General features: G+C 64.2%; 19 protein-coding genes. 6 read left to right on the plus strand and 13 right to left on the minus strand.

Annotated elements, in window-relative coordinates; all coding sequences use genetic code 11:
- Nucleotides 1-196: 196 nt before the first annotated feature.
- Complete coding sequence (locus A5906_RS07040) at nucleotides 197-793, minus strand: superoxide dismutase (RefSeq protein WP_026312923.1); 597 nt, start codon at nucleotides 791-793, stop codon at nucleotides 197-199.
- A gap of 242 nt (nucleotides 794-1,035) precedes the next feature.
- Between A5906_RS07040 and A5906_RS07045 the strand changes: the two genes are divergently transcribed.
- The 3 genes from A5906_RS07045 to A5906_RS07055 all read left to right on the plus strand — a co-directional run bounded on the left by A5906_RS07045 (nucleotide 1,036) and on the right by A5906_RS07055 (nucleotide 3,562).
- On the plus strand, nucleotides 1,036-1,563 hold the full coding sequence (locus A5906_RS07045; RefSeq protein ID WP_080135206.1) for a GNAT family N-acetyltransferase: 528 nt from the start codon (nucleotides 1,036-1,038) through the stop codon (nucleotides 1,561-1,563).
- A gap of 83 nt (nucleotides 1,564-1,646) precedes the next feature.
- Complete coding sequence (locus tag A5906_RS07050) at nucleotides 1,647-3,032, plus strand: MATE family efflux transporter (RefSeq protein WP_080134528.1); 1,386 nt, start codon at nucleotides 1,647-1,649, stop codon at nucleotides 3,030-3,032.
- A gap of 95 nt (nucleotides 3,033-3,127) precedes the next feature.
- Nucleotides 3,128-3,562, plus strand: coding sequence for a DUF2147 domain-containing protein (locus A5906_RS07055; RefSeq protein ID WP_080134529.1), 435 nt, complete (start codon nucleotides 3,128-3,130; stop codon nucleotides 3,560-3,562).
- A gap of 168 nt (nucleotides 3,563-3,730) precedes the next feature.
- Here A5906_RS07055 and A5906_RS07060 read toward each other — a convergent pair whose 3' ends face one another.
- Nucleotides 3,731-4,876 (minus strand): DUF3095 domain-containing protein, encoded by a 1,146-nt coding sequence (locus tag A5906_RS07060; RefSeq protein WP_080134530.1) that lies wholly within the window; start codon nucleotides 4,874-4,876, stop codon nucleotides 3,731-3,733.
- Nucleotides 4,877-5,080: 204 nt separating this feature from the next.
- Between A5906_RS07060 and A5906_RS07065 the strand changes: the two genes are divergently transcribed.
- On the plus strand, nucleotides 5,081-5,470 hold the full coding sequence (locus A5906_RS07065; protein ID WP_080134531.1) for a hypothetical protein: 390 nt from the start codon (nucleotides 5,081-5,083) through the stop codon (nucleotides 5,468-5,470).
- Here the strand turns inward: A5906_RS07065 and A5906_RS07070 are convergent.
- The 5 genes from A5906_RS07070 to A5906_RS07090 form a co-directional block, all read right to left on the minus strand.
- Nucleotides 5,467-5,676, minus strand: coding sequence for a hypothetical protein (locus tag A5906_RS07070; protein WP_136615029.1), 210 nt, complete (start codon nucleotides 5,674-5,676; stop codon nucleotides 5,467-5,469). The genes A5906_RS07065 and A5906_RS07070 overlap by 4 nt on opposite strands.
- Nucleotides 5,677-5,802: 126 nt before the next feature.
- Nucleotides 5,803-6,525, minus strand: a complete 723-nt coding sequence (locus A5906_RS07075) for an SDR family NAD(P)-dependent oxidoreductase (RefSeq protein ID WP_080134532.1) — start codon at nucleotides 6,523-6,525, stop codon at nucleotides 5,803-5,805.
- On the minus strand, nucleotides 6,518-7,900 hold the full coding sequence (locus tag A5906_RS07080; RefSeq protein ID WP_080134533.1) for a class I adenylate-forming enzyme family protein: 1,383 nt from the start codon (nucleotides 7,898-7,900) through the stop codon (nucleotides 6,518-6,520). The genes A5906_RS07075 and A5906_RS07080 overlap by 8 nt, the downstream gene beginning before the upstream one ends.
- Nucleotides 7,887-8,132, minus strand: a complete 246-nt coding sequence (locus A5906_RS07085; RefSeq protein WP_080134534.1) for an acyl carrier protein — start codon at nucleotides 8,130-8,132, stop codon at nucleotides 7,887-7,889. Before A5906_RS07085 ends, A5906_RS07080 begins: the two co-directional genes overlap by 14 nt.
- 152 nt (nucleotides 8,133-8,284) lie before the next feature.
- A complete protein-coding gene (locus tag A5906_RS07090) occupies nucleotides 8,285-10,099 on the minus strand; it encodes a long-chain-acyl-CoA synthetase (RefSeq protein ID WP_080134535.1) in 1,815 nt (604 codons plus the stop codon).
- A 387-nt stretch (nucleotides 10,100-10,486) separates the two neighbouring features.
- Between A5906_RS07090 and A5906_RS07095 the strand changes: the two genes are divergently transcribed.
- Both A5906_RS07095 and A5906_RS07100 read left to right on the plus strand, forming a co-directional pair.
- Complete coding sequence (locus A5906_RS07095) at nucleotides 10,487-11,467, plus strand: Bug family tripartite tricarboxylate transporter substrate binding protein (RefSeq protein ID WP_080135208.1); 981 nt, start codon at nucleotides 10,487-10,489, stop codon at nucleotides 11,465-11,467.
- Between the two features lie 84 nt (nucleotides 11,468-11,551).
- On the plus strand, nucleotides 11,552-12,256 hold the full coding sequence (locus A5906_RS07100) for an SGNH/GDSL hydrolase family protein (RefSeq protein WP_080134536.1): 705 nt from the start codon (nucleotides 11,552-11,554) through the stop codon (nucleotides 12,254-12,256).
- Between the two features lie 42 nt (nucleotides 12,257-12,298).
- Here A5906_RS07100 and A5906_RS07105 read toward each other — a convergent pair whose 3' ends face one another.
- The 6 genes from A5906_RS07105 to yut all read right to left on the minus strand — a co-directional run.
- Nucleotides 12,299-12,565 carry a DUF3551 domain-containing protein gene (locus A5906_RS07105; protein WP_080134537.1) on the minus strand — a complete coding sequence of 89 codons (267 nt, stop codon included), beginning with the start codon at nucleotides 12,563-12,565 and terminating at the stop codon, nucleotides 12,299-12,301.
- Between the two features lie 27 nt (nucleotides 12,566-12,592).
- Nucleotides 12,593-12,871 (minus strand): DUF3551 domain-containing protein, encoded by a 279-nt coding sequence (locus A5906_RS07110; protein ID WP_080134538.1) that lies wholly within the window; start codon nucleotides 12,869-12,871, stop codon nucleotides 12,593-12,595.
- A 118-nt stretch (nucleotides 12,872-12,989) separates the two neighbouring features.
- Nucleotides 12,990-14,864 carry a molecular chaperone HtpG gene (htpG, locus tag A5906_RS07115; protein WP_080134539.1) on the minus strand — a complete coding sequence of 625 codons (1,875 nt, stop codon included), beginning with the start codon at nucleotides 14,862-14,864 and terminating at the stop codon, nucleotides 12,990-12,992.
- A 126-nt stretch (nucleotides 14,865-14,990) separates the two neighbouring features.
- Entirely contained in the window at nucleotides 14,991-15,404 is a 414-nt protein-coding gene (locus A5906_RS07120; protein WP_080134540.1) for a hypothetical protein, read from the minus strand.
- 520 nt (nucleotides 15,405-15,924) lie between these two features.
- Complete coding sequence (locus A5906_RS07125) at nucleotides 15,925-17,370, minus strand: GntP family permease (RefSeq protein ID WP_080134541.1); 1,446 nt, start codon at nucleotides 17,368-17,370, stop codon at nucleotides 15,925-15,927.
- Between the two features lie 22 nt (nucleotides 17,371-17,392).
- Nucleotides 17,393-18,449 (minus strand): urea transporter (gene yut, locus A5906_RS07130; RefSeq protein ID WP_245326620.1); only part of this gene is annotated, 1,057 nt, incomplete at its 5' end.

The following is an 18,449-nucleotide window of genomic DNA, read 5'->3' on the forward strand; positions in this document are numbered from 1 at the left end:
GCAAACGGTACGATCACAGGCCGATGCGCGCAGCACGCAGGGCAATTCCGCACAGCAAAAAGGCGGCCGCGCATGCGACCGCCTTGTCTGTCATTCCGGGACGGCGAAGCCGAACCCGGAATCTCGAGATCCTCGGGTGCGCAACTGCGCACCATAGTTCGCTGCTGCGCATCGCCCCGGGATGACGGAGCAGAACTTACGCCTTGTCGAACAGCGACTCGACGTATTCCCAGTTCACGAGGTTCTCAACGAACGCCTTGAGATAGTCGGGACGGCGGTTGCGGTAGTCGATGTAGTAGGAGTGCTCCCAGACGTCGCAGCCGAGGATCGGGGTGGCGCCGTGCACCAGCGGATTCTCGCCGTTCGGGGTCTTGGAGATCTCGAGCTTGCCGTTCTTGACCTGGAGCCAGCACCAGCCGGAGCCGAACTGGCCGACACCCGCCGCCTGGAAGTCGGTCTTGAACTTCTCGAAGCCGCCGAGGTCCTCGTTGATCTTCTTCTCGAGCTTGCCCGGCAGCTTGGTGCCGCCGCCATTGGGCTTCATCCAGCTCCAGAAATGGATGTGGTTGTAGTGCTGGCCGGCATTGTTGAACACCGCGGGGTTCTTGCCGAACGAGCCCTTGACGATCTCTTCAAGGGACTTGCCTTCCCATTCGGTCCCCTTGAGCGCGTTGTTGCCGTTGGTGACGTAGGCCTGATGATGCTTGTCGTGGTGATATTCCAGCGTTTCCTTCGACATATACTGGCCGAGGGCGTCATAGGCGTAAGGGAGTGGGGGCAGCGTAAAGGTCATGGCTTCTTGTCCGCAACTGGTGGGGAACGTTTTAACGGTCACCCCTTATAGAAGGTTCCGCCGCTATTAAATACCTCTGAATTTGCGAAAAGGCGTGATGGTGGCGCCTTCCCCGAATGCACAAATTCGACGCAACGGGCCGCGGTCAATCAAAGCTGCGGTTCGCCATAAAATATTATTGCCTTTGAAGCGCTTAAGACAGACCAAACGCGCCACGAAGCGGAGCTGTGAAGGACGACGCCATGAGCATCGAAATCGACATTTTGAACGGCGAGGCTTCGTGGCCGATCGCCGAGCCGCTGCATCAGGCGGTCTGGGGACCGCAGTTGATCGCGGGCAAGCCCTGGGCTCACGTCAAATGGGCCAATGCCGACCTTCGCGTGCTGCTCGAGACGCCCGAGGACGGCCTCGTCTGCCATGTCGGCATCTACTTCCGCACCGTCACCTGGAACGGACAGAAGGTTCACGTCGGCGGCATCGGCGGCGTCTGCACGCGCGAGGACCAGCGCGGCCGCGGCTATGCGACCATCGCCATCGACGCGGCGGTGCATACCATGCGCGCCAACGAGGCGGTCCGCTTCGGGCTGCTGTTCTGCGAGCCGCACAATTTCGCGTTTTACGAGGCCCGCAAATGGCAACCCTTCAAAGGCGACGTCTATTGCGAGCAGCCGGAGGGACGCAATCGCTTCGACTACATGGCGCCGTACGTCTTCGAGATCGTCCGGGCGCCGACGCTGGGCACCATCGACCTATGCGGGCTGCCCTGGTGAGCCCTGCGTGAGATGAGGGCTGGCGCGGGCCTCGCGCGCCCTATAAGATGTCGAGCATCATTCAATATTCCGCACCGTGGCACATGACGATCGACGCCCCGATAGACGCCGTGCCGCCCCTGGCCCCGGTCGCCTCCCCCATCGCCGGCCTGCTGACGGCGCCGATCCTGCCGACGCTGTTGCGACTCGCGGTCCCCAACATGGTCGCGATGGTCGGCAGCACGCTGGTTGCGATTGCCGAGACCTCCTATATCGGCCGGCTCGGCACCATCCCGCTGGCCGCAATCGCGCTGGTGTTTCCATTCGCGATGCTGACGCAAATGATGAGCGCTGGCGCGATGGGCGGCGGCGTCTCGTCGGCGATCAGCCGCGCGCTCGGCGCCGGGAATCGCGAGCGTGCCGCGACGCTGGCACTCCATGCCGCCATCATCGGTCTCTGCGGCGGACTGTTCTTCACGGTGATGATGCTGGTGTTCGGCCGCTCGTTCTTCACCTTGCTCGGCGGCCGCGAGCGCGTGCTGGAGGAAGCCAGCGGCTATTCGCAGGTGCTGTTCTCCGGTGCGGTCGCGATCTGGCTCGTCAACACGCTGGCCTCCGTGATCCGCGGCACCGGCGACATGCGCCTGCCGTCGATGATTCTGATCGGGGCGAGCGTGCTCCAGATCGCGCTCGGCGGAACGCTGGGTCTCGGCCTGTTCGGCGTCAAGCAGTTCGGCATGCCGGGCGTTGCGAGCGGCCAGCTGATCGCATTCAGCTGCGCCGCGATCTTCTTCCTCTGGTATCTCCTGTCCGGCCGTAGCCGGCTGCAACTCGACTTCCGCACCTTCCATTTCGAGCGCGCAATGTTCCTGGACATCCTTAAAGTGGGTGCAGTCGCCTGCCTGTCGCCGCTCCAGACCGTGCTCACCATCCTCATCTTCACGAAAATTCTCGCGACCTTCGGCACCGAGATGCTGGCGGGCTACGGCATCGGCTCGAGGCTGGAATTTTTGCTGATCCCGATCACCTTCGCCTTCGGCATCGCATCGGTGCCGATGGTCGGCATGGCGATGGGCGCCGGACATGTCGCGCGCGCACGGCACGTGGCGTGGACGGCCGCGGCGGCCTCGGGGCTCACGGTCGGCACGATCGGCCTCATCGTCGCGCTCGATCCCGCGCTGTGGGTGTCGCTGTTCACGCGCGATCCCGGCGTCACGGCGGCGGCGCACAGCTATTTCCACTGGGCAGGTCCCGCCTTCGTGTTCTTCGGTATGGGCGTATCGCTGTACTTTTCCTCGCAAGGCGCGGCACGCGTCGGCGGCCCGGTGCTGGCCTCCACCGCGCGGCTATTGATCGTCGCGATCGGCGGTATCGGCCTCATGACGGCGCAAGCACCGGCCTGGACGTTGTTCGCGCTGGTCGGCGGCGCAATGGCCGTGTTCGGGCTCTTGACCGCAGCCTCGGTCGCGTTCGTCCGCTGGGGCAAATGAGCGCAGGCCAATCGCGCGCAGGAATGTGATTCAATCCGGCGTTGCACTATGCTGCCGGGCTGCTATGGAGGCGCTCCATTTTCGAGGTTCCCTCCATGACTTCCAGATTCGCTGCTCTCATCGTCATCCTGACTGCGCTGCTCGGCGCGACAGCCGCTCATGCGCAGAGCGCCGACGGGACCTGGCTCACCCAGGCCGGCGATGCGCGCGTCAAAATCAGCAAATGCGGCGGCGGCATCTGCGGCCACATCGTCTGGCTGCGTGAGCCCATGGACACCAATACCGGCCAGCCCGCGACCGACAGCAAGAATCCCAATCCCGCGCTCGCCAAGCGGCCGATGATCGGCCTGGCGCTGTTCAGCGGCATGCAGCCGGCAGGGCCAAGCAAATGGTCGGGCCAGATCTACAACGCCGATGACGGCAACACGTATGCGAGCAGCGTCTCGGTCACGGGTGCGGATTCGCTGCGGGTCGAAGGCTGCGTCGGCGCCCTCTGCGGCGGCGAGACCTGGACGCGCGCGGGGCGGTAAGATCGACGAACTCTCGTGCCCCGGACGCAGCGCAGCACAAAGTGATACGCTGCAGAGGCGGGGCCCATCGCGGTCTGGGTCGCGGCTCGGCGCAGCCTCACCATAGCGCGTCGAAAACGCGCGTGAACGCGCTTTCGGTGCCGCAGCGCGTCCGTGACACCAAATCTTTCACGCCATCATCGCCTTCAACGCCGTCGCCGCCGAGGCGTAGCCGCCGCGCGCGCCGTCGATGAAGTGCACGTGATCGCTGCGCAGCGCCGAGGGCGTGAAGCAGGTCATCATCGCGGCGTCCTGCTGAAAGAGGCCGTAGCGCACGATGCCGTCGCGCGCAGCGGCGGCGAGACGATCGCTCAGCGCGCGCTCGAGCTGCGGCGTGCAGTCGAGGATCATGCGCAGGCCGTCGTCATATTTGCGGAAGTCCGAGTTCTCGACCACCTGGCGCTTGTAGAGGCCGGGCACGAAGCCGCCGACCTTGAGGTCGAAACGCATGATCAGATAGACGAACAGCGTATAAGCCAGCACGCTGGCTCTGCGCGCGAGCAGCGGACCGCCGCGCTTGGTGCGGGCTTCGAAGTCCAGCCCCTGCGGCGGCCATTTCAGCGGCGGCCCCTGCGGCGGCACCGGGCGGCCGCCCTCCGGGCTGCGCTCGACGAGATAGATGACGTCCTCGATCACCTTGCGGAAGGCGTGCGGATCGGCGCCGCGCGCCGGCATCACCAACACGGACAGAATCAAACCGCGCGCGGACGGCATCACCTCGAAACGGCAGGACAAGCCGGAGAGGTCCGGCTGGGTGCCGGCGGGCGCTTCCGAGACCGCGAACTCGCCGCGCTTCATCGCGGCATCGGCCCAGGCTAGCCCGCCGCCGGAGAACATCGCGTAGGACAGGTTCGGCGACGGACCAAAGCGCGCGACGCGCACGTCGAGGCCCTGCGCCCGGACAGCACTCACCGGCACCAGCGCGACGCGCATCTTCAGATCGAGATCCTCCCGCACCCAGGTGGCGGTCGCCGCCAGCGCGTCGCGCGCCGCATCGAGATCGCCGGGCGCAACCGCGAAGCTCGCGCCGTCGCCGCCGAACACGAAGGGGAATTCCCGCCCCTCCAGCGCATTGGTCACCGCCGCGATCACGGCGGCGCCGGCCATGTTGACCGCCTTGTAGCGCTGCGCCGCGATCGCCTTGGTGGAATCGACGATGTCGGCGACACCGATGCTCCAATCGTCCGGCAGCGGCGCATAGAGCGCGGGATCCATCAGGCTGGTGAAGCCGCGGAAAACGGGAATGCCGCCGTAGAAGGATTCGCCAGATGTCATCGAGTGATGCCGGATGGTTGGGGAAGCGTCCGAAATCAGATACGTGGCAGGATCGGTCGGGGTTCGATTCCCGATCATTGGCCGAAATGGAGCCGGACAACAAGATCGCACCGCGCCGCAATGCCGCAGTTCGTCATTGATCAGCATCAAACAGCCGGCCGCAAATGACGTTTACGGTTGATCCATCTGTAACGGCGCGCGGGGATGATCGGGGTGTCTGATTTCGGCAGCAAGGACTCCGCTTCGCCGGTACGCCGGCGCACGGGGCTCGATGCGATCAGCGCGGTGAAAATGCCGGAGCTGCTCACCGCCGCCGTCGATGTCTGGGCCGAGGCTCATCAACTGTCGCGCTCGGATGCCATCTGCAAGCTGGTCGAGTTCGGCCTGCAATTCGCGCCCGCCGCTCCGGCATCAGCTCACTCGATCGCATCCGATGCTACCCGGATCGAGGAGCTCGCGGTGCACGAGATCGAGGGGCTGCTCGATCCCGCATTGCCTGAGGACGAACGCGAACGTCGCATCCGCCGCCTCACCGAAGGGCCGCCGGAATTCTCACACGAGCGGATTGACCTGCCAAAGCAGCATCGGACCTAGTGCAGCTTCTCGTCCTGGCGATTGCGCAGCACGGATGCGGGGACGTCGTGGCAACCGACCAGACGCACGAATTGCTGCGGATACATCTCATGGCCGTGATCGCCGGAATTCTGATGCGACATCGGCGGACAGCGGACGTCGTCCCGCTTCGCGCGCGATGGCTCTGTCAGAGCCTGACTTGCAGCGGTCATGTTTGAAGTGGCCATCGACTGCTCCCCTTCGATTAGGGCAGATCGATTGACGTAACCCAATCGATTGCGAGGCATCTTAAGACCAAATCCGGCTTGCTGTCATTGCGCCGGATCAACGCAATTGTGGCAGGTCGGGTTCCGCTACGCCGTATTCCCGGCGTCGATCGTGAACACGGTGCCGGTGACGTTGCGGCCGCCCTCGCCCAGGAGATATTCCACCATGCGCGCGACGTCATCCGTCTCCGGCAAACGGCGCAGCGCGCTGCGGCCGGCGATGCGCTTGCGGCCTTCGTCGGAGAGATTATGGGTGAGCTCGGTGTCGATGAAGCCCGGCGCGATCGCATTGACGGTGATGCCGAGCTTGCCGACCTCGCGCGCGAGCGACCGGGTGAAGCCGGTCGCGGCCGCCTTGGTCGCTCCATAGACGGAGAGGCCATTATAACCGGTCGTCGCGATGATCGAGGAGATGTTGATGATGCGGCCGGCGCCGTCAGCCATCATCTGCCGCGCCACATATTTGGTGAGGATGATCGGCGACAGCACGTTGAGCTGCACCAGCGCCTCGATCTCGGAATTGTGCATGGTGGCGAGCAGGCCTTCGGTGCCGAGGCCGGCATTGTTGACGAGGCCGTAGATCGGGCCGAATTCGTCGCGCACGAGCTTTGCGAAGGCGGGGATCGCGTCGATCACGGCGAGATCGCAGGCGCGGAAATGCAGGCGGCCGTCGGAGGCGGCGATGGCAGCCTTGAGCTCGTCGTTCTCGCGGCGCGCGGCCGCGATCACGTTGAAGCCGCCAGCGACCAGGCGCTTGCCGATCGCGAGCCCGATTCCGCGGCTGCCGCCGGTGACGAGGACATTATGCATCGGTGCGCGCCAGTTTGCCGGCGGAGGTGACGTCGAGCGCCTCGACGAAGCGGATCACCGCCGGGACCTTGTGGGATGCGAGCTGGGCGCGGCACTGCTCCAGGATCTGGTCGCGAATTTCCTTCACCCCCGCCTGATCCGTGCCCTCAGTGAGGATCACGTCGGCGACGACGATGCCGCCGGTGATCGGACTCTTGCGCGATTTCGCCCGCGACATCCGCACATCCGGATGACGATTGATCACCGCTTCGATCTCCTCGGGGTGGACCTTCAGTCCGCCGATATTGATGATGCCGCCGCGGCGGCCGACGAAATAATAGCGGTCGCCGCGCAGCTCGACAATGTCGCCGCTATCGACGAACCCGTCGGCATCAGTGAGCGCTGCAGCATTGCGGCCGATATAGGCATGGGCCGTGCGCGTCGAGCGGATGCGCAGCGAGCCGTCCACGACCTTCATCTCGACGCCGTTGCGGTTGCCGAGATAGTCGGCCGGAAAGCCTTCGAGCCCATCGTTGACGGCGAAGCCGACGCCGGCCTCGGTCGAGGCATAGGCATGGCCGACGGAGGCATTCGGGAACGCCGCCTTCAGGCCGTCGAGCACGGCCTGATCGGCGATCTCGCCGGACAGACGAACATATCCGGGAGCGAACTGCGCGGCCGAGCCGCTCATAAGCAGCTTGCGCCAATGCGAGGGCGTGCCGGAGATGTGCGAGACGCCGCGCGCGTTCAGCCGCGCGACGTGATCGGCGAGCGCCTCATGCGGATCGGACAGCACCATCGAGCCGCCGGAAAGAACGGCCCGAAGGAAGATCTGCAGGCCGCCATAGCGGCGGATGTCGTAGAACGTGGCCCACACCGGTGCGGGTCCGCGCGCTGGGCCCTCGGCGACGATCGCGCCGGTCAGCGCTTCCAGCGTATGGCCGGCGATCTTCGGCACGCCTGACGTGCCCGAGGTCAGCATCAGCCATTCGGTGGCGCGCTCGGTCCTGGCGGGCGGTGTGGCTCGAAGCGGCAATTGTGCGGTAACGACCAGCGGCAAGCCGGTGCCCGCCCAGCGATCGGCCTCGTCGGTGACGACGGCATCGATCCCGGCATCCGCGATCAAGGCGTCGAGATGCGCCGGATTGAGATCGGGAGGGCACAGCAACATGCGACGGGCGATGCCATCGAGCTCGATCATGGCAAGGCCCGACCGAAGCTGGTCGGACAGCTTGAGCAGCACGGCGCGGCCCGACAATTCGTTCAGGCGACCGCCCAGAACCGTGTGTGACAGGATGTCCGTCAGCGACACGACATCATGCGCATCGGAGATCGTGCGGCCCTTCAGCTCCGCGCCGAGATGGTCGCGAAGCGCGAAGATCTCACGCGGGGACATTTTCATAGGCTCGCACGAAATCGCCCACCGTGGCGGGGAACGCTGCGTCCTCGGAAATGGTGAAGGGGTCGACGCCGGTCTCGTCCTCGAGGCGGGCGACCAGGATGGCAAAGGCGAGCGAGTCGAAACCCGTCTCGTGCAGGGACAGATCGTCCGAGAGCGCGGGAAGCGTGACGTGCTGCTCCTTGGCGATCTGGTGGATCGCCTCAATGACCTTGGACCGTACCGACATGGCTTAATCGCCTCATGCTGAGTTAATCGATCGTGCTTCTTGTGGCGGCTCTTGATGACCGCCTCCCTATGCCCGTGTGTTTACCGGACAGAAGTAAATGGCCTCTTGGACAATTCAGATAAAATTGGACCTATCTGGCGGATTTCAACCGGTTACAGCCTGATTCCACCATCCAGGATTTGCGCATACGTCTTCCCATCGAGCGCAACATAGGCCCCGGATTTCGGCTCGAGCATGAACAGCGGATCGGAGACCGCGCCAGGGTCAAAGCCTTCGCGGGCGAGCTCCCCCTTCTTCTGCTTGAAGGTCTCGGTGGCATCGAGCTCGCGCGAGATGCGGATGAAGACCGGACGAGCGTAAGCCGGCAGGCGTTGCGCCAGATGCGCGGGCAGCGCCGTGATATCAAAGCCCTCGTTCACGACTATCGCGCTCATGCCGGCGCGGCCGTCCGTACCGGGGACGCCGACTCCATAGGTGGTGGCGTCGACCACGCCGGTGAAATCGCGCACGGCATCGTTGACCTCCGAGGTCGCGACGTTCTCGCCCTTCCAGCGGAACGTGTCGCCGATGCGGTCGACGAAATGGAAAAAGCCCTTGTCGTCGAGCCGCATCAGATCGCCGGTACGGAACCAGGCATCGCCCTTGGCGAAGACGTCGCGCAGGACCTTCTTCTCGGTCTCACCCGCATCGGTGTAGCCCTCGAAGCGGCCGCCGCCCTGGTCCGCGGTACCGATGCGGCCGATCGCTTCGCCGGCCTCGCCGCGGGAGCAGGCGAGGCAAAAGCCGTCTTCATTGCGCAACGGCGCGCCGCTGTCAGGATCGAGCTTGACGATAGCAGCCGGAAAGCGATGCGCGAGCAGCGGCGGGATGCGGCCGATCGCGCCGACCTGTCCCTCGACGTTGAACAGCGAGAAATTGCCTTCGGTGGCCGCATAGAATTCGAGGATGCGGGGAATGGCAAAACGCGCCTGAAAATCCTCCCAGAGGTCGCCGCGCAGGCCGTTACCACATGCAAGCCGCAGCCGGTGCCGGTTCTCGTATTCCGACGGCGGGGCCTTGAGCAGATAGCGACAGAGCTCGCCGATGTACTGGAACAGGGTGCAGTCGTGCTGGACAATGTCCGGCCAGAAATTCGACGCCGAGAATTTCTCCGCGATCACCACCGAGCCGCCCGCAGCAAGCATGCTGCATGGCGCGACGATGCCGCCGACCGAGTGGAACAGCGGAAGGCAGTCGTAGAGCCGGTCCTGCGGGCTCGCACCGGTGAGACCGGCGAACCAGAAACCCCAATTGAGGATGCGGCGATGGCTGATGCTGGCCGCCTTCGGCAGGCCCGTGGTGCCGGAAGTGTAGATCAGGAGCGCACGATCCTCGATGGTAACGTCACCGTGCTCCTCTGCCAGGAGCGGAGCGTCGTCGAGCGCGGCGAGCGCGACGTCGATGGCGCGCTCGCTGCGGGCATCGCCATGGGTCCAGATCTTCGCTTCGGTCTTCAGATGCGGCTTCGCGCTTTCCAGCATCTCCACCAGATCGTGCGCGACGATAATGTGCAGGGGCTTCCCGACATCGAGGCAATGCGCGAGCGATTGGCCGACGAGTTTCGTGTTGATCAGCGCGACCACGCCGCCAACGCGGCTGATGCCGAGCCAGGCGGCAACGTAATCGATGCCGTTCGGCATGATCAGGCCGACCGTATCGCCCTTGGCCACGCCGACCGAGCGCGCCCAGCGCGCATAGCGGTTGATGCGTTTCGACAGCTCTTCATAGTTCAGCGTTGAGTCGTCCGTGACCAGCGCGACGCGGTCGGGCTGGCGCCGTGCCCAATCGTCGACGACGTCGGCGAACAGACGGCCCGGCAGCGTCTCAATCCGCGCCGTGAGCTCGATCGCCTTCAGCCAGATTTTTGACGCCGATTGCGCGCGCGCGGCTTTCGGTTGCTCGATGACGCTGGTGGTCATGCCGTTCATTCTTTCGGAACGTGTCTGCTGGTGTCGGCAGCTTAGTCCACGGCGCCTGCCTAGGTGTTAAGAGACAAGGTAAAAGCCGGTTAGTGCGCGATTAACTCTAGTCATCCTTTACCAAGCCGATGGGAACGGCGTGCGGCCTGGGGCGATTCTTGCGATAGCAAGGTAACGAAGCCGAGCGGACGTCTAACTCCTCTCCCCTTGCGGAGAGGGTGGCGCGCGAGCACGATGGGTGAGGGGTCTCTCTCCGCACAGACAATCTCGCGAGTGGAGACAACTTCTCATCCGTCGCCATAGCCGAAGCCCTGCTTCGGCGTTCTTAAGAACGGCGGCCAAGGGCCCGCCGATGCCACCTTATCCCACAAGGGAAGAAAAGCGGGGATAAAGATGATGATCACCAGACGACATTTCCTTCAGACCGCCGTCTGCGCCGCAGCCTCGCTCGCCGCGCCGCGTACGTTTGCGCTCGGCAACCCCTCTTATCCCTCGCGCAGCGTGAAATGGGTGGTGCCTTATGCCCCGGGCGGCGCGACCGACGTGCTGTCGCGGCTGCTCTGCCAGCGCCTGTCCGACCGGCTCGGGCAGTCCTTCGTGGTCGAGAACAAGCCCGGCGCCGGCAGCAATATCGGAACGCAGGCCGTGATCGCCTCGGCCCCCGACGGCTATACGCTGCTGCTGACCTCGACCGCGAACGCGATCAATGCCTCGTTCGATCCGGCGCTGCCGTATGATTTCGCCAAGGGTATCGCGCCGGTTGCGGGTGTCGCGCGGATTCCTCTGGTGCTGGTCGTGGGCAACGACCTGCCGGTGAAGAGCGTTGCCGACTTCATCGCCTATGCCAAAGCCAATCCCGGCAAGATGTCGATCGCCTCCTCCGGCATCGGCACCTCGCTGCATCTGTCCGGCGAGCTGTTCAAGTCACTTGCGAGTGTGCAGTTCACCCACGTGCCCTATCGCGGCTCGGCGCCGGGCCTGACCGACGTGATGAGCGGCCAGATCCAGGGCATGTTCGACAACGTCACCTCGTCTTTCGAACTTGTGCGCGCCGGCAAGCTGCGCGCGCTGGGCGTCACCACGCGCGAGCGCGCGGAGGTCCTCCCCGACGTGCCGCCGATCGCCGATACGCTTGCGGGCTACGAGACGAGCTCGTTCTACGGCGTCGGCGCACCGCACGACACGCCGCGCGAGATCATCGACCTGCTCAACCGCGAGATCGACGCCGCGTTGTCCGACACCGAGATCAAGGCCCGCATCGCCGAGCTCGGCGCGATCCCGCTGCATGGCAGCGCAGCCGAGTTCGGCGGCATGCTGGCTGCGGAAACCGACCGTTGGCGCAAGGTGGTCGAGCTGTCGGGGATCAGGAAGGAGTAGGCCTCGCCATCCGCTAGGCGATGCCGGGCAAACGGGCTATTCTTTTCTACCCTGCGTTGTTGGATTCTGAAGAGGAGGCGCCCCGTGGCACTTGATTCCTTGGAGTTTCCGGTCCAGGTCGCACCGTTCGAGCAGCCGCTGACGAATTTCGCCAGGCGCGTGAAGGGTGGACAGGCCAGGGTGGTCGCGATCGGCTCATCGACCACGGCGGGCGAAGGCGGCATCGCGCCCTATCCGCAGCGGCTGCTGACGGATCTCCGGATCAAATATCCAAATGTCGCGATCGAGGTGATCAACCGCGGCGTCGGCGGCGAAGACGCGCCGTCGGAGCTGAAGCGGTTCGAACACGACGTCTTCGACCTGAAGCCCGATCTCGTCATCTGGCAGATCGGCACCAATACGGTATGGCAAGCCGATGGCCCCTCGTTCGAGGACACCACGAACGCCATCCGTGAAGGTGTCGACCAACTGCTCCGCGCCGGGCAGATCGACGTGATCCTTATGGACCTTCAATATGTGCCCGCGGTGCTGACACCGGCCAAGCGCCCGAAGGCGGAGGCCATGGTCGAGGCGATCAGCCAGATCGCGCACGAGAGGCACATGAACGTCTTCCGCCGTTTTGCGCTGATGGAGGGATGGCACGAGGTCGCGAAGATCTCGTTCGACCGCCTGGTCGACCCGGGCGATGATTCCAGGCTCCATGCCAGCGACTGGACCACGGACAAGATGACCTGGCAGTTGGCCGGCGCAATCGCGGACGCGACCAGCAAAGCGTCTCACGGCGCCTAGTCCTATGCCGCGTCGGATCGCGCGCCAAACGAACGGGGAGTGCTAGCCGCTTCTCCCGTGGCGCAAACGCGGCGGCACGTTGACGGGATAATATGGATTGAGATCGCAGGTCGCCGCGCGGCCCATCGCCGTGGCACGGCACTGCGGCAGCGAGGTGAAGGAGCAGTCGTACCACTCTCCGCCGCCGCCACTCGCGCCGGTATAGACATGCATGCAGACGGGAAAACCGGAGCCGAAGGTCTGCGCACGCGACGGCGCGGCCGCGAGCACCGCGCCGACGATCACGACCAAGCCGAACGAGAAACGCATGAAGAACGCTCCCACGCTCCGGATTGCTCAATACACCTTCTTGACACGCCTGCGCGGAGGCGGCGGGGGTTCATCGAAGGTGTAATAGGGATTGAGGTCGCAGCTCGCCGAGCGACCCGACGCCGTGGCGCGACATTGCGGCAGCGAGGTAAAGGAGCAATCGTAATAGTCGCCGCCACCGCCCCAGCCGCCGGGCGTGTACACGTGCATGCACACCGGATAGCGGGGATCATAGGTCTGGGCGCGCGCATCTGCCGCAGCGAACAGCGTGACAATCGCGGTGAGGGTCAGGATCGACAAACGCATGGAGACATCCTCGAATCGGTAGCGTCGGCAGCTCTGATGCCGACGGCCCCATATGGCATAACACCACGCCGGAAGCGACTGTTCCCAAGGACAGATGACGGCAAGGTGAGGCGCGCTGCTAGCCCAGCCCCTGCAGCACCAGCCGGTTCAACCTCGCCGCAAACGCGGCGGGGTCTTCCGGCAGCTCGCCGTCCAGGATCTGCGCCTGCTCGAGCAGAAGCAGGCTGAGATCATCGACGTCCCCGGAGCCGGCCTGGGCCCTGGTGATCGCTCCCACCATCGGATGGCGCAGATTGATCTCGAGCACCGGCTTGGTGCGCATGCCGCGATTCTGCTGCGACAGGATACGCTCGAGCTCGCGGCTCGGACCCTGGCTGTCGGCAACGAGGCAGGAGGCCGAGCTGGTCAGGCGCGTCGAAGCCTTGACGTCGCTGACGCGCTCGCCGAGCGCGGCCTTGATCACGGCGATGGTGGCGGCTTCATCGGCGACGGGCTCGTCCTTCTTCGCCTCATCCTTGTCGTCGAGGCGCGGGATGAGATCGAGGTTGAGATCGCCCTGGCTCAGCGACTTCAGCGGCTTGCCCTCGAACTCCGTCGGCATCGAGGTCCAGAAGGCATCGACGGGATCAGACAGCAGCAGCACCTCAATGCCGCGGGCGGTCGCAGCTTCGAGCCGCGGGTTGGACTTCAGCCGCTCGATGCTGTCGCCGACGAGATAATAGATCTCGGTCTGGTTCGGCTTGAAATCGGCGACGACCTCTTTCAGAGACCGCTTCTCGCCCGTCGTGGTAGTGAAGCGCGACAGCGCCAGCAGCTTCTCGCGCCGCTCGAAATCTTCGTAGATGCCTTCCTTCAGCACAGCGCCGAAGGCGTGCCAGATCTTGGCAAAATTCTCGGCGTCCTTGTCGGCGAGGCTTTCGAGCTCGGACACGACGCGGGTCGCGACGGCTTTCCGGATCTGCGCCAGCTGCGGATTGTTCTGTAGCATCTCGCGCGAGATGTTGAGCGGAAGATCCTCGCTGTCGACGACACCGCGGACGAAGCGCAGGTACCCCGGCAAGAGATCGGCATCGTCGGTGATGAAGACGCGGCGGACGTAGAGTTTTACGCGGCCCTTGCGGTTCGGCTCGAACAGGTCGAACGGCTTTGTCGAGGGCGCGAACAGCAGCACGGCGTAGGAATAGCGGCCCTCGGCGCGGTAATGCAGCGTCATCGCGGGATCGTCGAAGGCGGAGGCGATCTGCTGATAGGCCTTCTTGTAGTCCTCCGGCGTCAGCTCGGATTTCGAGCGCTGCCACAGCGCGCTCGCCGAGTTGATCTGGCGCGGCTCGCCCTCTTCCGGCACAAGTTCGATGGGAAACAGGATGTTGTCGGAATAGGCACCGACGATGCGCTCGATCTCGTAGGTCTCGAGATATTTCTTCGCGTCGTCCTTCAGGTGCAGAACGATCTCGGTGCCCCGTGCGACACGCGCCGCGTCCTCGTCGCTGGCGCGCGCGATCTCGAAGCCGGAGCCGCCGGAGGATGTCCAGGTCCAGACGTCGCTCTCGCCGGCGCGGCGGCTGATGACGACGATCCTGTCGGCGACCATGAAGGCTGAATAGAAGCCGACGCCGAACTGGCCGATCAGACCGAGGCCGTCCTTGGCCTCCTTCAGCTTGGACACGAAGGCCTTGGTACCGGAACGGGCGATGGTGCCGAGATGGTCGATCAGCTCCTGCCGCTCCATGCCGATGCCATTGTCGGCAATCGTGAGCGTTCCGGCCGTCTTGTTCGGGATGATCCGGATCTTGAGCGCATCGCCCTCGCCCAGCAGGGCCGGCGTTGCGATCGCCTCGTAGCGCAGCTTGTCGCAGGCATCAGAGGCGTTGGAGACGAGCTCGCGCAGGAAAATGTCCGTCTCCGAATAGACGGAATGCACCATGAGGTGCAGAAGCTCGGAAACCTCGGCCTGGAAGGGCTGCGTATGCACAGCCGTATCTGACGTCGTCATGCGTTTACCCGGTCAATTCAAAGGGGAAAGCCCGGATATAACGCGATGGGAGGACGGATCAAGAGGACGTGAAGCGTTTGGCCCCGGCCTGCGGCAGAGGCGATCCCGACCACGGACCAAGGGTGATCAGGTGACGCAACGGCCCGGCTGGAGCAGCTTGGCGACTTCGGTCAGCGCGCTGACCATCGGCTCGCAGGCAATCGTCGGCTTGTTGCGGTCCTGCTGCTTCTTCTGGTTCTGGAGCAGCACCGGCGGCTTGGCGTTGCCGGTCTCGATCACCGCGGGGACCCGCAGCAGCACAGAGGTATCGGGGAGGTCGTTCAGCCGCATCGAGACGGTGCGGGTGGGAACTGCTGTCGGCTTGAGCTCGGCCAGCCGGTCGGCCTTGCCGGCGCGATTGACGTTGTGACCAGGCTTGTCAGACTTGTCGGCGACCGCCTGCCAGCGGTCGGCCAGATCATGGCCGGAGGCCAGTTGCACGGCACCGAGCGTCGTGGCAATCGCGAAGGCGCCCAAAAATACCTTTTGAATCTGTGACATGGCTATCGATCCCTCGCCCCATGGCGATCACGGGAACAACGCGAGCCGACGACCGGGAGTTCTCGGCCGTCACGATCACTTAACCGTGTGCGAAAAGGTCGGGGCGCCCATGCAAAAAAATTCGCAACCGCCTGGAACGACTCCGGCAGTCGGGAGTCGTCTCAACAGCCGGCTATTCCCCCCTGCCCCATAAGCCGGCGACGTAGGGCGCGACTGTGGTGATGCCAGTCGCGCCTTACTTTTGTCTGCGGTTTTGCTTTTGTCTGCGGCTTTGGCGCCGTTTTAGGGTCCGCCCCAGCTTTGATGTTGATGTGCAGGGCCGCCTGGAGCGAGGTGGCCAGGGCCGAAAGACGCAGGCTCTCATACCCCTGGGACACTCACCAGCATTCCTAGGCGTATCCTCGGCCCGACAGCCCCGATTCCAGCATCCCCGACATGATCAGAACCCTCTGTCGGAAGGTGGCACACCGTCATCACAGCCGGCAGTTCGCCCTCAACCAGCGCCGGCAGGGATCGAACCTCAGAATGACCCGACTATCGAGCCGAGTATCAGGACAGCCACCAGTGCAATGATGCAACTGACAATCACGGTCATCACCATGTCGAGATAACTTTCACGGTGAGTGAGACCGCTAATTTGCAGGAGCAGTAACACAGTCCCGTTGTGCGGGAGGGCGTCGAGGGTGCCGGCGCTCATCGTCGTCACACGATGCATCAATTCCGGATCGAGGCCATGCTTGGCAGCAAGCTGCAGGAAGTCGTCACCAAATGCGTTGAGCACGATTGCCATGCCGCCGGAAGCCGTACCGGTCAGCCCCGCCAGCACGTTCATTGAGACGGCTAACGAGACGAGCGGCCCACCACCGATCGAAAACACCGCGTCGCGAACCGTCGCAAAGGCCGGCAACGCGGCCACGACCGCGCCGAAGCCAACAAGGCTGGCGATCATCAGCATCGGCAAGGCTGCAGAATTCGCGCCGGCATCGAGACTTTCACGTAAGGATGGTAAGCGCCGCAGGTTGATGAGTAGGACGGTCACGTTTGCCGCCGCGAGTGCCACGACAACCGACCAGACGCCCGACACGGCTCCGATCGTCGTTCCGCCCCACTGTTCGCTGGACAGGAACGAAAAATCGAGTCGCGGAAATATGAAGAGCGACATCAGGAAGTTCGTGACGATGACCACGATGAGGGGTAGTGCGGCCATGGCGAAGCTGGGTCCGCTCTCGGCGCGCTTGCCATGCGGCAACTCGGCCGGATCGAAGTCGCCCGCAGGCGCCGCCTGCTCGCGAACCTTCTCGGTGACGACGGGAGCAATGTCTGCATCGCCAGCGTAACTTTCGCCTGCCTTGCGCGCGGCTGCCTCGGCACGACCGAGCCACCACATGCCGAAGATGAAGATGATCGCCGACGCGATGATGCTCAGCCCGGGAGCGGCGAAGGTGGTGGTACCGAAGTACGGCATGGGAATGGCATTGTTGACTGAAGGCGTTCCCGGCATGACGGACATCGTAAAGGTAAAAGCGCCGAGGCCGACTGTAGCCGGAAGCAACCGGCGCGGGATGTTCGCGGCGCGGAACATCTCGTGAGCCATGGGCACCAGCACAAAGAACGCGACAAACACGCTCACGCCACCGTAGGTCACAATGGCCGAGGCGATTACCACCGCGAGAACCGTCCGCTTGGTCCCCAGCTTTTCGGTCAAATACTGCGCGATCGAGCTGATCGAGCCGCTGTCGCCCATGAGCTTTCCGAACAGCCCGCCCAGCATGAACATGGGGAACCACTGCGCGACGAACCGCGCCGCGCCGCTCATGAATGTCTGAGTCCAGTGGGCGAGCAGCGGTTCACCCGAAAACGCGGCTGCGACGAGCGCCGCGATTGGAGAGACCAGCAGCACACTTACTCCCCTGTAGGCGAGCCACATGAGCAGAGCCAAACCAAGCAATATTCCGAGCAATCCCATGGTTCACGCCTCCCAAGAGTACCTACCTAGTCGCGCGCGCTTTCACGGCATCGTCTGTGCCGGCCGCGGCCGGCTCGAAACATTGGCGAGGAAGAAGGAAGATCCATGTGACCAGCACAAAGGGCGCGGTCAGCGCGGGAATTGCGAAGGGCGTCAACGCAACGTTCAGCGCCGCTTGCGCGATGACCGTGACCACCGTGCCGAGCAGGGCATAGATCGCGACGCGCCAGTTCGTCTGGTAGAACACCGCGCCCAACGCGATGGCGGTCAGAACCGGACTGAAACCGAGAAGGCCGCCGGTGATCAACTCGCTCTCGGCTCCAAAAAGATGAGCCGTCAGAACGGCCACGATCGCACCCGCGATCGCGAAGGCGGCGGCCGCCGGCGAGTTCACGGCGAGGCCGATGACCAGCAGCAGGGCGGCCACGGCGCTCGCCTTCAGGAAAACCTGTGAGATGCTTTGCAGCACGCCTTGTACGAGGTCCATGAGCTTGAGCGGGCTGGCCTCATAGGAATGAAATGCCGCAACGACGTTGCCGGTCGGCAGCGCAGTCCCCACGAGCCCCGAAAACCCATACGTTGCCAGCAACAGGAGCCACGTCGTGAGAACGAATGGAAACGTGAGGCTGGATAGACCGAGGGGCTTGACGGCGTTGGCGGTCCCGAGCATCGCGATGGCCGAAACCGCACCCCCGATCACGACATACACCCACAAGAGCGCGTTCGGTGACAGAAACGTCGCCAAGGCAAGTCCGACCAGGATGCCGTTGTAGCCAAAGAGCCCGGCGTGAAGCGCCGTTCTGTCGACGCGAAGCCATAGCGCCGTCAGGTTTGCCACGACGAGCGCCAAGACGCCGGCAATGGCCACGTGGGGCACGCCAGCCGCGTAGGAGCCCCAGGCGATCGCCGCCAGGAAGAGAATCCCGGTGAGCGGGTTGTCCTGAAACATCACTTGTCCCGTGCTGCGCAGATTAATGTCAACAAACCGCAACGTGGACGACGAGGCGCAGAGGCTTTCCCAACCGGCCAATATCTTTTCCATTACCGCCTCCTCGAACGCGACGCGCGCTGCTGGCGGG

This window comes from Bradyrhizobium sacchari (assembly GCF_002068095.1).
Classification (GTDB): Bacteria; Pseudomonadota; Alphaproteobacteria; order Rhizobiales; family Xanthobacteraceae; genus Bradyrhizobium; species Bradyrhizobium sacchari.